Here is a 15,359-nt window from a genome sequence, read left to right on the forward strand (position 1 = left end):
CTTCGTTCGACCGACCTAAAGGATTTTGAGCCAAAGGGGGTAGTCATGAAATCCAGCACAATTGTCTTAGCCTTCCACCAAAGTGGTCCTTTGATAAGAAAACCAAACTGATCACATTGGCGTCGCCAGCTGTGGATCAGCCTCTGTCGTGAAGACCAAGGTCTGTCGTGAAGATCAAGGCCCTTCTCGGGTGCATTAAGCTTTTTGAATATCTTTTGACTCAAATCAAAGCCTCTCCGACTGGACAGGTTCAAAAAAGTGCCAGTTGTGCAAGAGGCGATCCATACGACGATGCATCGGCCTGTCTGCCCATTTCAACTTTTCTGCATGAGGCCTTTGCCCACATGTTCCAGATGGAGGAAAGACAATGAGTGATCCTGATGTCGTTCAAAATGCAGTCCCCGACTACTCTGTAACCCATACCTTCAGCACTTCAGACATTGTTGGCACTTTCGACGGGACCTCCGTTGCGGACAATCCATCGTTCATCGATTGGGCTGCTGACCCTGAGGTCACGAAGGAAGGCATGGAACTTTTCCCGATTGACAGTGAGTTCGGTTTCCACGTTACCGACTTCGTCGGTGGTGAAGAGAAGGAAATCGATGGCAGCTACACCGAAGGTTGGGCAGGCGATTTGAAGGGAGACGGAGGCGAACAGGTTGGTATCGTCGTTTCCAACGCTCCCACGGATACGTTAAAGACACCGGCTGTGCTGGGAACCTGGTTGTCCGGTTTGGGCGGAAACACGGTCAAGGCCTCGACCGAACATTACTCGGTCATGCAAGCGGTTTTGTCCGACCAGAAGTTTCCCGAAGATCCTGATGCCCTTTACCAATTGGATGACGACCTGCGCTTGGTTGACTTCGAAGGTGGAGTGGCCGGACCGCTTAACGACTTTTACGTCTACGAGATGACCGAAGCCCTGGAAGAATCCTTTGAGGACAAGGAGCTCGGCACGCCTACGACAGGGCTGTCTATGGATTTCGACCGGGATGGCGTCGCCGAAACTTACCAGACGGGGACGGTGACTATCGATGGGTTCGAGGTTTCGGCTGTCGATATCGGCGAGGATGGCACCTGGGACATTATCGACCAGGGTCTCAATGGCTATGGCGGAGATGCCGGGATCGTTGACCTCATGGAACCCAACGAAAGCTCGGTCACCCAAGACATCGCCTATGGTGACGACTATTCCGTGACCGTGAAAGACGACGGAAAGCTGCTTTATCGCTGGGGCAACACCATCAAAAGACCCAATGATATTCGCATTGAGGTGGAGATTCCGCTGCCCGATGATTGGTCGCAGGTTGATCCATCCACCGGGTTGCTTCCTCTTTATCAGGTCACCTCTGCAGAATTGGCGACAACGCATACGATTACCAACAATCCGAACGATCAGATACGACCCGAAAACTTCGAAAACGAAGCGGCGATCGGCGTTCTGCCCTCGTTCACAGTGGACGCAGTTTCCGGCAACTTGGTGTCGACAGACGACTATTATGCTGGCGATGGCACGTTCTATCCCGCCGGAACCGTTTTGCTGGATACCGCGATCCCAGACGAGATTGACGGGACCTTGCTGGCTGATATCGGTGCCGCGTCACCAGATCTCTTGGAAGGCTATACCAACGCCTACTACACGACATTGGATCGTGAGCCCTTCACTGCCATCCCCGATGGTTCAGGAGGGTACACTATGGGGCCACGTTGGCGTTTGCAGCCTGATAAATACGGTCAGGACCTGCCAAGCGTTGTCATTCCCAATGACCCGAGCCAGTCCCCCCCATACACAAATTCCGATCATAAGTATGAGGTTGGAGAAGACACCCTGACCGTGATCAATCTGCTCGATTGGGAAACCACAGTGTCGCCGCTGTCGATCAGTGCTGGCTACCAAAACAACGTTGGCAGCGCCGACGAGGGTTTGAGCATGACAGGGAATTTTGATGCTGCATTCTACGTAAAGGGCGATACCAAACCGGCGACTCTGTATAATACAGAGCTGATCATGAGCTATGATAAGTTGACGGTCACTGATGAAAACCTTGCAATTACTGGCTCTGCCTCTGGCGACTATCTTGTCGGCCAGGGCGGCAACACTTTCACCGGCGGCGCAGGGAATGACTTGTTCGTTGTGTCTTATGGCGGATATCCCGGAGCAACCTTCAATTCCAGCACGGTCCTCGACTTCACTGCTGGTCAAGACGTGGTCGGGCTCATCGGCGTTGGAGCGGACAACATCGAACTCGATACCGCGATGGCGTCGACCAATATCGGACAGGAGAGCGTTGGCGGAAATCTCGAGATCTCTGTCGATGGGAAACTCATCGTCACCCTCAACGGAGTGACAGAGCCTCTCGGTGCCGAGAGCTTCTTCACGTCGACTCAGTCGGCCTACCCCTCCTCTGGCGGAGCAGGTGACGATTACCTGGTTGGCACGCCCAATGCCGATCTGATGTCGGGCTTCATAGGCAACGACACAATTTTGGGTCTGGATGGCGACGATAACATCATGGCAGGCCAAGGGATGGATTCCGTTCTGGGGCAGGGAGGCAACGACACCATCAATGGTGGCGAGGACGGCGACTGGCTTTCGGGCGGTGCCAACGATGACAAAGTCTGGGGCCTCTCTGGGTCTGACTATATCGCCGGGGACGGTGGTAACGACTGGCTCGGTGGCGATGTCGGCAACGACACCATCAACGGTGGTGACGGTGAAGATTGGCTCTGGGGGGGCGCTGACGATGACAGGCTTTGGGGATTGGCCGGAGCTGACAATATCGAAGGTAACGACGGTGGCGACGCATTAGGCGGCGGCGACGGAAACGACACCATGAACGGAGGCGACGGAAGCGATTGGCTCTGGGGTGACGGCGGCGACGATGACCTGACGGGTGGCCTTGGAGCGGATTTCTTCGCGTTCCATACCGGTTTCGGAAACGATACAGTAAACGATTTTCTTTCGGGAACCGACACACTTGCGTTGGATCAGAATCTGTGGGGCGGCGGACTGACCGCGAACCAAGTGGTGAGTACATACGCCGCTGTATCCGGAGCTGATGTCGTGTTCGATTTCGGCGGCGGTACTGAGTTTACGCTTGTTGGCGTGTCCTCTACAGTCGGGCTGGATGGCGATATTCTCTTCGTCTAGACTTCTGATTGGTTTTGACTGATTGGCGTTCTCTGCTGGTGTCAGGCCCGCGATGTAAGAAAAGGCGGCGGTGGTGGTCAAAGTCGATGCGCCATGCCGCCACCAAATTACGGGCATGGCGCGGACAGTCGTATAGGGACGCGTTCAAATTTGCCTCTTTCATGCTTTCATGCGTGTATTGAAGCTTTCGTTCGATGAACCGGATTGCCTGGCGCGACGTCGTGCCAGACAATTTTGCGATCTCCTGCTTCCCTATCCAGCCCGTCCTTGAGTCTGCACAGATCCATCATCTCCTCGGCCAGTCGTTTCACGCCTTTGGCAGTCGCAGGCTTAAGTGTTTACACCGTTGTCGGGTCTGCAGGTCCACACCTGCGAGTTGGGTGTGCCATATGGTAAATGGTCGCTTCACCGACGTCTGGCTTGCAGCATACTCGCCCGATACGAGGGCGCGAAACAAAGCCTTTCGATCCTTTGAATCTGTGCGATCCCTAAAGTACCTGGTCCGGGTTGAATGTATTGAAAAGCGCCCCAGTTTTAGCGGCACCAGTCTTGAGTGGCGGCTCTCATGTCAGTTTTGGGTGAAAAACGTAATTTGTAAAGTTGCGAGTCAAAGTCGCGTTCAACTGGGCAGCCTGCTGGGCCTTTCTATCTGAACTGAGTATTTGGTCGTCAGGTTTCCCTCGGGAGAAATCGGTCATTTGGGTAAGTGGCAGGGTGCTATGGAAACCACCCCGTACGCTTTCCGACACACCTTGAAACAAACAAGATATCAACTTGATGTCGCGATCATTGTGTTAAGTGATCGGCCTCTTCCAGCAACCGAACGACGTCCTCATCCGATGTTTGATCGAAATCTGCGTAGTGCGCGCCGACCGCCATCAGACTATGCGGCTTTAGCAAGCAGACGATTTCGTCGACTTCTGTGCTTAGTTCCTCAAGCGTATCCGATGCAGCGACGGGCACTGCCAAGACAAGTTTTGCCGGTTTGCGCAGTCGCACCGCTTTGAGCGAGGCGCGAACCGTTGCTCCTGTTGCTATACCGTCATCAACCACGATAGCCGTGCGGCCCTCAACAGGGATCGAGCCACGGCCTTGTACATAGAGTTCACGTCTGCGTCGTATCTCTGTCAGTCGGGTCTGCGCCATTCGCCAAATGGCATCATGCGACAGACCGGCATGTTCAGCAACGTCCTCGTTGATGGCAAGTTGAGGATGGTCACCATTTACTATGGCCGCCACGGCGAGTTCAGGCTGTCCGGGCATGCCGATCTTGCGAACCATCACCAGATCGATCGGCGCGCGAAGCGCGCGCACGACCTCGATCGCAACGGGTACGCCACCGCGGGGCAGGGCTAAAATAACCGGATCTTTGTAGCCTTTGAGGGCCAGCGCGGCGCCAAGCGCCTTTCCGGCCTCGGTTCGGTTGAGAAACTCGCTCATAATCTTGTCTCCGCCTTTGTCGAATGCGTTTCGAACCAAGCGCCTGCGAGGCTAACCACCTCCTGCTCCAAGGCGCCGGACTCTTTGAACAGATGCGTGGCACCATCCACGACTTCCAGCTTCCATGTGCAGGTCAGCCGTTCTGCAGCGGCCTCATTCAACCGGACTACCGGATAGTCTTTTCTGCCAGCGATCAAAAGAACGGGCGCGTGAACCTGCGGTAAGGCATCGTCGGCCAGGTCGGGACGGCCTCCGCGCGAAACCACCGTTATGACATCGGAAGGCGTTCTTGCGGCAGCAACGAGCGCCGCCGCCGCTCCGGTGCTTGATCCGAAGAGCCCGACGGGGAGCGCCGGAATGTCTGAATTGGCCCGCGACCAAAAGATTGCATCAACCATCCGCATGCTGAGCAGCTTGATATCGAATACATTTGCGTGATTTTGCGTTTCCTCTTCTGTGAGCAGATCGAAAAGAAGGATTGTAATTGCACGCTTTTCGAATTCCTCAGCGACGAAATTATTGCGAAGGCTCAGGTGGCTGCTACCCGCGCCGTGGGCGAAAATCACTAATCCTAGAGGATCTGGTGGCAGGCGAAGAAACCCTTCGAGCCCCATCGAACCGACAGAGACTACGCGTTTGCAGGACGTTGAGTCTGACATTCAAACCTCAAAAGGGAAATGGCGTTGGCGTCGTGCTTGGGTGTGAATATCTTACGTTTGCGAGCACTTTACATTGATGTCAGTCAACACCCCAAAAGGCTGTCTGGTTTCAATACAGGCGTATCGCAGGGGCTGGGGAGGAAACTGTTGTCGTTCGAAAGGCCTGAGCTACAAGAAAATGCCCCAGGAGGCGGCGTCTTGCTCGACTTTGATGTCATTGCTAGGTTCTGGCAGTAAGCCCCGTTTAGATAGAGTATTTAAAAGAAAAATAGACGCCGACCCAACGCCTTTTGCCAAGCACAATGCGATTTCGGCGCGGGCTATAAGAAAAGCGGGCAATAAGAAAATAGGAATGGATCGTCGGCGGCAGGCATTTCGAGAACGCTGTGACCTGTAACACCGTGTACTGTTGCGTCCCGACCTGGACCTCTCAGCCTGGAAGGGCCCGATCACAAAAATCCAATTGCGCCAACCACGTGCTGTCGGCACTGGTCAGATCAACACTGGATAAATCAACACTGGAAAATCGATGCAAGGATGCTTGTCGACCAAACGCATGCCAAATCTGTCTGCGAGCTGCAGGATGGCAGGTGCGGCGGGCGGAACGTACTCTTTGGGGTCGGCTTTTGACATTGTGCGAGGAGGGCCTTTCAGCAAATGATAACTTTTGACATGCCTTCTGTGGGCAAGATCGCCGAACATGGTTTCTCGTCTTTTGAGCTCATTGGCTTTCCTGAACGCGGACAAATTGTAGCATGACTCTATGAGCGCGGTGGGTTGGAGACGAGACCCGAAACCGAAATGGAATACGCGGGGCTTCGTCTGCGGGATTTGGCAAACAATTGCGCCTCTTTGGTTGATCGGCGATGGATTTGTCCAAGAAACGGTCTAGCTATCCTACAGTGTTGGTTTTTCGGCGTCTGGGCGACGTACAGACAATGATCTGAAGGAAAATCGCTGCGATTTGCACTTGCTGTGCGGATCTTGAATAGGCTTTGAACTGCGGAAGGATCCTGTGACAAGGCCATGCACCGGGCTGCGAGACAGGGCTTTCGAGACAAAGATGAGCCAGCCGGAGCCCTAAAAATGAAGAAAAAAGAATCTGTGAATAGGGGGGAAATAACTCGAAACCGGGGAGGGTTTCGCTGAGTGCAAAGCTGCCCTGTCTTGAGTGCAGGCGTTAAGTGATCTGCTTCACTTAAGTTTATCGCATGGTTGCAAAAAATTGCCGATTTCAACAGGCATTTGGCGTTATTTGACCTTTTTTGCGATGCTGGAATTCCTATTTGTTTTTCAAGACTGCGCGAGGCGAAAACTGAATGATACCCATCAAGAGAGGACGGGATCCCTGGGATGGAGGGAGCCTGGTCCCTATAGGTACAACTAGGAGACTCAGATCCATGAGCACCAAACTCGTATTGCGCAGCAGCGCGGCTGTGGCAGCCGTCCTGCTTGCGGCACCGGCTTTTGCGGGCCCGACCTACACCAATGACAACGGTGGCAGCTTCCGCTGGTATGGTCAGTTCAACCCATCCTTCCAATCCTTCGACGACGGGACCGACGACTACAATCGTATCGTCGACAACTCCGGTTCCAATTCGCGGATCGGCTTCTGGGTCGAACAGGCCTATGGCGCCAACACTCTGCGGTTCAACTTTGAAACCGCGTTCAGCTTCCGCGCCTCGGATGGTATCAATCAGACCACCAAGGGCGACGCCGTCAGCTGGAGCCGCACCAATATCCGTCACGTAGACTTCCAGTTCGAGACCGCTAACTACGGCAAGTTCTCTGCTGGTCAGGGCTCGATGGCCACTGATGGGATTGCTTACGCTGATTTCTCCGGAACCGGTCTCGGCGCCAGCACATCTGTTGCTGACTCCGCGGGCGGCTATGCCTTCCGCACCTCGGCTGGTGCCCTGAGCGGCGTTACCGTGGGCGATGCCTTCACCGATCTCGACGGCAGCCGTCTGGGCCGTGTGCGCTACGATTCCAACAACTATGCTGGTTTTGTCTTCTCGGCGTCCTATGGTACCGATATCCTGGCCGCCAACAACGATCGCGAAACCTATGACGTCGCCGTGCGCTATAGCAACGACGAACTCGGTGCCTTTGCACTGGACGCTGGTATCGGTGCTGCTTGGACCGAGCAGACTGGTCGTCAGGACCGTCGCGATGTCACTGGATCGATCTCTGTGCTGCACAAAGACACCGGTCTGTCTTTGTCGCTGGCTGCAGGCGATCGTGATATCTCCGGCAACTACGCCTACGCAAAACTCGGCTATTCGGCTGATCTGATTGCTGCTGGTACAACGTCCTTCTCGGTTGACTACTATGATGGCTCCGACCTGGTCTCCAATGGCGACTCGTCGGAATCCTGGGGCCTGGCCGCAGTTCAGAAAATCGACCGCTACAATGTCGAGGCCTACTTGGCCTACCGCGACTATTCCTACGCGGATACTTCGGCAACCACTTACCAGGATGCGAATGTAATCCTGGCCGGTGCACGCTGGAAGTTCTGAAGACACGCTTCCCTCGCGTTTTCAAAACAAGAGACACGTTCCCAAATCGGGGGCGTGTCTTTTTTCGTTTTACCCGCAAAAAGCGCGGGAAATGCCGGTTTGAGTGGGCGAAAGAGGCAATGCCTCTTGCACCGCGCCGCCAGTAACAATAGAAGGCCTCAAATTGTCTGGGGGCGGAGCCTGCGCGCGCGCCCCGAATCTCTATGGGGTATAGGATGCAGGTCACCGAGACGCTGAACGAAGGTCTGAAACGCGGCTACGCCATCACGGTTACAGCTGCCGAGCTGGACGCGAAGGTCAATGAAAAACTGGTTGAAGCTCAGCCAGAAGTCGAAATGAAGGGCTTTCGCAAAGGCAAAGTCCCAATGGCGCTGCTGAAAAAGCAGTTTGGCGAACGTCTGATGGGCGAAGCCATGCAGGAAGCCGTAGACGGCGCTATGAACAAGCATTTCGAAGACAGCGGCGACCGTCCTGCGATGCAGCCTGACGTCAAAATGACCAACGAAGACTGGAAAGAGGGCGACGACGTCAACGTCGAGATGTCCTATGAGGCGCTGCCCGAGATCCCTGAAGTTGATCTTTCCGGTGTTACACTGGAAAAGCTGGTCGTAAAGGCCGAGGACGAAGCCGTCACCGAGGCGCTGGAAAACCTGGCTGAAAACGCCCAGGAATTCGAAGCCCGCGAAGAGGGCGCAGCCGCTGAAGACGGTGACCAGGTTGTCATCGACTTCTTGGGTAAAGTTGACGGCGAAGCCTTCGAAGGCGGCGCGGCTGACGACTACCCACTGGTTCTGGGCTCCAACTCCTTCATCCCCGGCTTCGAAGAGCAGCTGGTTGGCGTGAAGACTGGCGACGAAAAAGACGTCACAGTAACCTTCCCCGAAGAGTATCAGGCCGAGCACCTGGCGGGCAAAGAAGCTGTGTTCTCTTGCACCATCAAAGAGGTCAAGGCGCCCAAGGCTGCTGAGATCAATGACGAGATGGCCAAGAAATTCGGTGCCGAAGATCTCGATGGTCTGAAAACACAGATCCGTGAGCGTCTGGAAGCTGAATATGCCGGTGCTGCCCGCGCCGTGATGAAGCGCGCCACTCTTGACAAGCTCGACGAGCTGGTCTCCTTTGACCTGCCACCGTCGCTGCTTGAAGCAGAAGCCAAGCAGATCGCACACCAGCTGTGGCACGAAGAAAACCCTGACGTTCAGGGCCACGACCACGATGAGATCGAAGCCACTGAAGAGCACAACAAGCTGGCCGAACGCCGCGTGCGTCTAGGCCTGCTTCTGGCAGAGCTTGGCCAGAAAGCCGAAGTCGAAGTGACCGACGCTGAAATGACCCAGGCGATCATGGCGCAGGCGCGTCAGTACCCTGGTCAGGAACGTCAGTTCTTTGAATTCATTCAGCAGAACGCACAGATGCAGCAGCAGCTGCGGGCACCGATCTTCGAAGATAAAGTCATCGACCACCTGTTTGAGCAGGCGAAGGTTGAAGACAAGGAAGTCTCGAAAGAAGATCTGCAAAAGGCCGTTGAGGCGCTGGAAGAAGAGTAAACTTCTGCCCAGGAAAATTCCAACTGGTCGGCTACGACTGGCAAGTTACGAAAGGTCGCCCTCTGGGCGGCCTTTTTGTTTTTCCAAGGTGTAAACAGCTTTTTCAGTTTTTCAGCCGCTAGCTGCCCATTTTCTTTGTATGAATGTTGTTTTTTGAAACTCAACTTGAGATATTTGCCGATTTACGCACACAACTAACAAGTTTGTAAGGATTTGCCGCCAAGCTCAGATTGAGACTGCTACAACAGGGCATAGGGTATGACCGAAAAAGATAGGCACAAACGGCGGCGTTTCTCGCTCGCTAATCTGAAAACAAAGACAAAAGTTATTTCAGCAGCGCTGTTTCCGCTGCTGTTGATTGCAGGTGTTGGTGTTCTTACCGTTGTTGACCTTCGGCGTATGGAGGAGACCTCTCACAAGGTCGAGCATACGCAGCATGTTTTGGATGAGGTTTCCCATATTACCGCCTCGGCGCTCGAGATGGAGGCAAGTCTGCGGGGCTATTTGCTGGCAGGGCAGGAGCAATACCTGACCCCCTATGAGCAAGGCTCGGTTGAGACCTATGCAGCATTTGCTGAGTTGCGCCAAACCGTTCAGGAGGAGCCTGCGATACTGGAACAGTTGAGCAAGGCCGAAGAGACCCTGCGTGCCTGGCAAAGCGATGTCGCCGAAGGGGCAATTCAGTTGCGCCGCGACATTGGCGATGCCCTGACCATGAATGACATGGCCGCAGAGGTGAAAAAGGCCAAGAGTGAGGTCTTTTTTGAAAGTCTCCGTGGGGAAATCCTCAAGTTCATCGAAGAAGAAGAAGTCCTTCTGACAGATCGTCGACAGGTTTTTAGCACCCTGGTGCGAACTGGTATCGCCAGCCCTGACTATCTGAACAGTTCGCTGCAGGCGGTAGAATTGGCCCATGAGGTTATCAGTCAGGCCAATGATCTATTGGCAACGGCCGTCAGCATGGAATCCGGCATGCGTGGCTTTTTGCTGTCTGGGGATCCGGTTTTTCTGGAGCCCTATGAAACGGGCGTAACGCATTTTGATGGGCTGACTGTCAAACTGACTGAATCGGTCTTTGACCGTCTTCTTCAAGTCAACCGGCTAGAGAAGATCTCGAAGACGGTCGCCCAATGGCGCGTCGAAGCGGTTGAGCCACTGCTGGCTATGCGCCGCCAAATCGGCGATTCCAGAACCATGGATGACATGGCGGACCTGGTGCGCGAAGGCCATGGCGCTGCATATTTTGACAGCTTTACCTCCATCATGGCGAAAGTGCAGATCGAAGAACAGGCACTGATGAAGGCCCGGCAGGCCGAAAATACAGCCATTTCCAATACCGCACGGACCATGATTCCAGCGGCGATCGGGATTGCAATTCTGCTGGGTGGAGCATTTGCTCTGATCGTCGGCACAAGTCTGGCGCGAGCAGTTAACCGGATCACTGGTTCGATGAAGGGGCTGGCCGCAGGCAACAATGCCGTCGAAATCCAGGGGCAGGATCGTGGCGACGAAGTCGGCGAGATGGCTCGGGCGCTGGAAGTGTTCCGGGATGCATTGGTTGAGATGCAGGAGCTGGAGAAAAAGAAGGCCGAAGGACGGGATGCAGAACTCAACAGAGTTGTGCAGGAGCTTAGTAACCGGTTGTCACTCCTGTCGCAGGGCAAGCTTGCCGTGCGTATCGAAGACGCCTTCCCTGAAGACTATGAAGGGCTGCGCAGTGACTTCAACACCACGGTTGGTACGCTCAACGATATCGTTGGAAAGGTCGTGGAAACCTCTGGCAGTATTCGCAATGGCGCAGGCGAGATCAGCCAGGCCTCAGATGATCTGTCACACCGTACCGAAAGCCAGGCTGCAACGCTGGAAGAAACTGCTGCAGCACTGGATGAGCTGACGGCATCGGTGAAATCCGCAGCCGAAGGCGCGCGCTCGGTGGAGCAGACGATGGAGAATGCCCGTGTCGAGGCTGAAACCAGCGATGAGGTTGTGCAGAATGCTGTCGCGGCGATGACCGAGATCGAGCAATCCTCGCAGAGCATTTCACAGATCATTTCAGTTATCGACGATATCGCCTTCCAAACCAACCTTTTGGCGCTCAATGCCGGGGTTGAAGCGGCGCGGGCCGGAGAGGCAGGGCGTGGCTTTGCCGTTGTCGCCTCCGAGGTGCGTGCCCTTGCGCAGCGCTCCTCTAGTGCGGCGATGGAAATCAAAACGCTGATCGATGACAGTTCTCGCCAGGTGGAACGCGGTGTGGATCTGGTTGGTCGGGCAGGCGAAGCCCTACAGAGCATCGTGACCCAGGTCAGCCAAATCTCAAAGAAGGTGTCAGGCATTGCCGAAGGGGCTGTGGAGCAATCCACGGGCCTGCATGAGATCAACACAGGTGTGTCCCAGCTGGATCAGGTAACGCAGCAGAATGCTGCCATGGTGGAACAGGCGACGGCAGCCGGGCACCTGCTGAAATCGGATGCGACGAAACTGACTGAGCTGATGGCGCATTTCGAAATCAGTACTGCAACAGCAAACCTGAATGGCCCCGCGCGGGCAGCTCCGACTGTGGTTTCCTCAGAACCGCTCGCTGATGATATGGGCGAGGGATGGGACACAGAGTTGGAGGGGGCAGGAAAGCTGACAGCAACGGGTACCGACAGTGCACGTGCCTGGGACGATTTCTAGGGTTCCTGTGCTTTCATATTATTCAAAAGGCCCGGCAATTTGCCGGGCCTTTTCGTATTTGGTGGGCTGCTTTCAGAGCTGGATTTTAAAGCGGGCAAAGCCATCAGGGCTTTCGCCGTCGGCCTGAATGTTCAGGCCCTCGAGACTATCGACGTAGTCAGCAGCCTTTGGCCCGGTGTCAAATAGAACACTGGTTCCTGGCAGCGGCACAAAGCGCCAATTGGAGTCGGCGCGTGGGCTGATGGTGCCCTTTTCGACGATGTAGCGGACAATGACGTCGCGGTTTGTATCCGGCCCTTCAAAGATCACAGTATCGCCGAGCGCACCGGGGAAGGCGCCGCCGCCAGAGGCGCGATAGTTGTTGGTGGCAATGACAAAACGGGCAGCCGGATCAACAGGCGCACCCTGGTAGGTGAGATTGACAATCCGGCTTGCTGCCGGGTTATCCAATGCGCCCTTGGGGCCGAATTTGGACGGCTGGCTCAGATCAATCTGATAGTTCACCCCATCAATGACATCGAAATTGTAACTGGGGAAATCGGAGTTCAGCAGCAGCTGGTCGGCTTTGCCAGGCTCAATCTGGTTGAACATCCCAGCAGAGCGTTCCAGCCAGTCCTTGACCTGCGCCCCGGTGACCAGAACTGCACGCGCTGTATTGGGATAAAGATAGAGGTCAGAGACATTCTTGATCGCAACATCCCCCTTGGGGACATCCGTGAAATACTCCGGACCACCGCGACCACCGGCCTTGAAGGGAGCGGCAGCCGACAGGATAGGCAGACCTTCGTATTCGGTTCCCTGCAACATCTGGGCGATGTACCAGCTTTGCGCGATCGACACGATCTGCACCGAGGGGTCATCTGCCACTAGGGCAAAATAGCTGTGCAGGGGCGCGTCAGTCTTGCCCACCGCGCGGCGCACATAGGCCAGTGTTTCTTCGTGTTCCTTGGCGGCGGCTGCCAGCACAGTCGCATCGCTCTCGACTAGGGCGGTGATGGAGCGATCGTCGTTGCGTTGCGAAATAGGCCGCGCCTCTGATGCGTGCCCGGCGACACGCCAGCCATTGCCGTCGCGTTCCAACATTAGGTCGATCAGGCCAAGATGGCTGCCCCAATAGCCGCCCATGGTGGCCGGTTTGCCGTGCAGGGTGCCTTTGTCGGCGTCGATCCCTTCCAGGTCTGCATAGCGCGAGGAGGGGAAAACCAGATGGCTGTGGCCTGTCAGGATGGCGTCGATGCCTTCGACTGCGGCCAGTGGCAAAGAGGCGTTTTCCATACCTTCGCTTTCGCGCGCACTGCCAATGCCGGAATGCGATAGCGCGATGATGATATCGGCGCCTTTTTCCTTCATTTCAGGCACATAGGCGCGCGCCGATTGCAGGATGTCGCGTGCCTGGACGCTTCCGTCGAGATGGCGCCGATCCCAGTTCATCACCTGAGGCGGCACAAAGCCGATGAGGCCGATCTTGATTGGGTGTTTCTGGCCGACGCCATCAACCAGTTCGCGCTCGATCAGAACGTAGGGGGGAAGCAGGGTCTTGTCGTCACGCGGGGTTGCACCAAGCTCTTTTGCGATATTGGCACAGACCACGGGGAAACCGGCACCCGAAAGGGATTTCATCAGAAACTCAAGCCCATAGTTGAATTCATGATTGCCCAGCGTCGAGGCGTCAAATCCAACTGCATTCATTGCGGCAATCACCGGGTGCAGATCGCCTTCGCGCATGCCGCGTTCGTAGGCGATGTAATCCCCCATTGGGTTGCCCTGCAAAAAGTCACCATTGTCGAGCAGCAGGGAATTAGTCGCCTCGGCCCGGATTTCTTTGACGATAGAGGCAGTGCGCGCCAGGCCAACGGTGTTGCGGGGTTTGTCGGCGTAATAGTCATAGGGAAAGACATGGACATGCAGGTCTGTCGTCTCCATCAGGCGCAGATGCACCTGATTACTGGCGGCTTGCAACGAGAATGGATGGAGCGCAACCAAGCCAGCGGTTCCGGCAAGAAAGGATCGGCGGTTAAAGGTGATCGGCATCACTTTACTCCCAAAAGCGGTTTTCTTGTTGGTATCCAGCAAGGATAACAGCAAAATGACAGCGCGGCAGATCAATTCTGTGTTGTTTGTGCCCGCGCCTATTCAATCAAGCCGGTCTCTTTCAGCATGCCGCGCCGCTTGGCCTCATGCCAATAGCCGCGGGAATAGTGTTTGACGGCGGTGTCGAAACTACCGTCAGACAACAGCCAGGCTCCGCGCAGATATTTGACAGAGAACTCCAGATTGGTATCTGCATCGAGCAGCTCTCGCGGTTCTCCCTGAAACCCCATGGAGCGGGCAGTAGCCGGATGGATTTGCAGCAACCCGTAATAGGGAGGGTTGATGGCGCCCGGGCGATGGGTGCTTTCGCGCACGGCTAGGCGATGCACCAATGCGCGCGGCACCTCATGTTCATCGGCCCAAAAATTGATGCGTTGCCGCAGGGCAGGGGTTTCATTTGGGTAAAGCGGTAGGCTGCGCTGCGTTTCCGATCCTGTGTCAGCGCGGCTGCCGGCTCCCTGCGTTGGGTCACTGCAGGCGGTGACTGCGAGGCTGGGAAGCAGGCAAATCAGTACAGGAAAAAATCTGCGACGCAGGGATGTGGTCATCTAATGAAAGCTCCGCTCTGAGGTCTTATGCGCTTGGCGCCTCGATCTGGCACCGCGATCTGGTTCACCGTCGGTCTAACTCGGGTGCAACCGGTGCAGGCTGGCTTGCAGCCCAGTGTTTTGTGGGATGCTATCTTTTTCGTGACGGACACAAAAGATGCAGGCTTTTGATCGGCGGTTCCTTTCCGATGTGGCATTCAAAAGGGGCAAAGCAGGCAAAAGGGGCAAAGCAGGAATGTCATGCTGCTTTGCCCCCTTGGCTGCGGGCCGTTTATCCGATGACGGGGTGTCCGCGGTTCTGCATGCAACGGATGATCATTTCACGCTGCTTTTCTTCTTTCTCCATGGTGCCTTCGCCGGCGCCGATCAGCCCGCCAATGGCCGCCCCCGCCAAGGCATCTTCATGCGACTCGGTCGCCCCTGCCGCTGCCCCGATCAGCGCCCCCGCAATGGCCCCTTCAGAAGTCAGCTCATTGTCATATTGCATCGCAATTTGGCGACAGTCCGCAAGATCGGAAGCATAGGCCGCATTGGCAGGCCCACTCAGGCGCAGTGGCTCTGCTGTGGGCGATAGACCGCAGGCGGTCACAATCAGACCAAGCGCGGTGACGGAAGCGGTCAGGATCAATTTGGGCGTCTTTTGGGGCGTCATGGGGGAGTTCCTTGTTAAAATGGCAGGCCGCAACACAGCCTCTGTTGATAGGCCTGGAACATAGGGGGGAATTTTT

At 55.5% G+C, this 15,359-nt stretch carries 9 protein-coding genes; 4 read left to right on the top strand and 5 right to left on the bottom strand.

The features are described 5' to 3' along the window. Nucleotides 1–367: 367 nt before the first annotated feature. The gene (locus PH5382_RS06610; RefSeq protein WP_058333561.1) at nt 368–3,151 is read left to right on the top strand and encodes a calcium-binding protein; all 2,784 of its coding nucleotides are present in this window, start codon (nt 368–370) and stop codon (nt 3,149–3,151) included. A 786-nt stretch (nt 3,152–3,937) separates the two neighbouring features. Here PH5382_RS06610 and PH5382_RS06615 read toward each other — a convergent pair. Together PH5382_RS06615 and PH5382_RS06620 are read right to left on the bottom strand one after the other, a co-directional pair. After that, nucleotides 3,938–4,591 carry a phosphoribosyltransferase gene (locus tag PH5382_RS06615; protein ID WP_058333562.1) on the bottom strand — a complete coding sequence of 218 codons (654 nt, stop codon included), beginning with the start codon at nt 4,589–4,591 and terminating at the stop codon, nt 3,938–3,940. Continuing rightward, nucleotides 4,588–5,205, bottom strand: coding sequence for a dienelactone hydrolase family protein (locus PH5382_RS06620; RefSeq protein WP_197410008.1), 618 nt, complete (start codon nt 5,203–5,205; stop codon nt 4,588–4,590). The genes PH5382_RS06615 and PH5382_RS06620 overlap by 4 nt, the downstream gene beginning before the upstream one ends. Before the next feature lie 1,445 nt (nt 5,206–6,650). Between PH5382_RS06620 and PH5382_RS06635 the strand changes: the two genes are divergently transcribed. From PH5382_RS06635 to PH5382_RS06645, 3 genes are all read left to right on the top strand, one after another. Beyond that, nucleotides 6,651–7,769: a hypothetical protein gene (locus tag PH5382_RS06635; RefSeq protein ID WP_058333566.1), complete on the top strand. Its 1,119-nt coding sequence runs from the start codon at nt 6,651–6,653 to the stop codon at nt 7,767–7,769. Between the two features lie 215 nt (nt 7,770–7,984). Further along, a complete protein-coding gene (tig, locus tag PH5382_RS06640) occupies nt 7,985–9,316 on the top strand; it encodes a trigger factor (RefSeq protein WP_058333567.1) in 1,332 nt (443 codons plus the stop codon). A 258-nt stretch (nt 9,317–9,574) separates the two neighbouring features. Beyond that, entirely contained in the window at nt 9,575–11,992 is a 2,418-nt protein-coding gene (locus PH5382_RS06645; RefSeq protein WP_082645582.1) for a CHASE3 domain-containing protein, read from the top strand. 72 nt (nt 11,993–12,064) lie between these two features. Here PH5382_RS06645 and PH5382_RS06650 read toward each other — a convergent pair whose 3' ends face one another. The 3 genes from PH5382_RS06650 to PH5382_RS06660 form a co-directional block, all read right to left on the bottom strand. Then, on the bottom strand, nt 12,065–14,023 hold the full coding sequence (locus tag PH5382_RS06650; protein WP_058333648.1) for a bifunctional 2',3'-cyclic-nucleotide 2'-phosphodiesterase/3'-nucleotidase: 1,959 nt from the start codon (nt 14,021–14,023) through the stop codon (nt 12,065–12,067). 98 nt (nt 14,024–14,121) lie between these two features. Next, on the bottom strand, nt 14,122–14,631 hold the full coding sequence (locus tag PH5382_RS06655; RefSeq protein ID WP_058333568.1) for a lytic transglycosylase domain-containing protein: 510 nt from the start codon (nt 14,629–14,631) through the stop codon (nt 14,122–14,124). A gap of 271 nt (nt 14,632–14,902) precedes the next feature. Continuing rightward, nucleotides 14,903–15,283 (bottom strand): glycine zipper domain-containing protein, encoded by a 381-nt coding sequence (locus PH5382_RS06660; protein WP_058333569.1) that lies wholly within the window; start codon nt 15,281–15,283, stop codon nt 14,903–14,905. Nucleotides 15,284–15,359: the final 76 nt, after the last annotated feature.

Source organism: Phaeobacter sp. CECT 5382 (genome assembly GCF_001457775.1).
GTDB lineage: Bacteria > Pseudomonadota > Alphaproteobacteria > Rhodobacterales > Rhodobacteraceae > Pseudophaeobacter.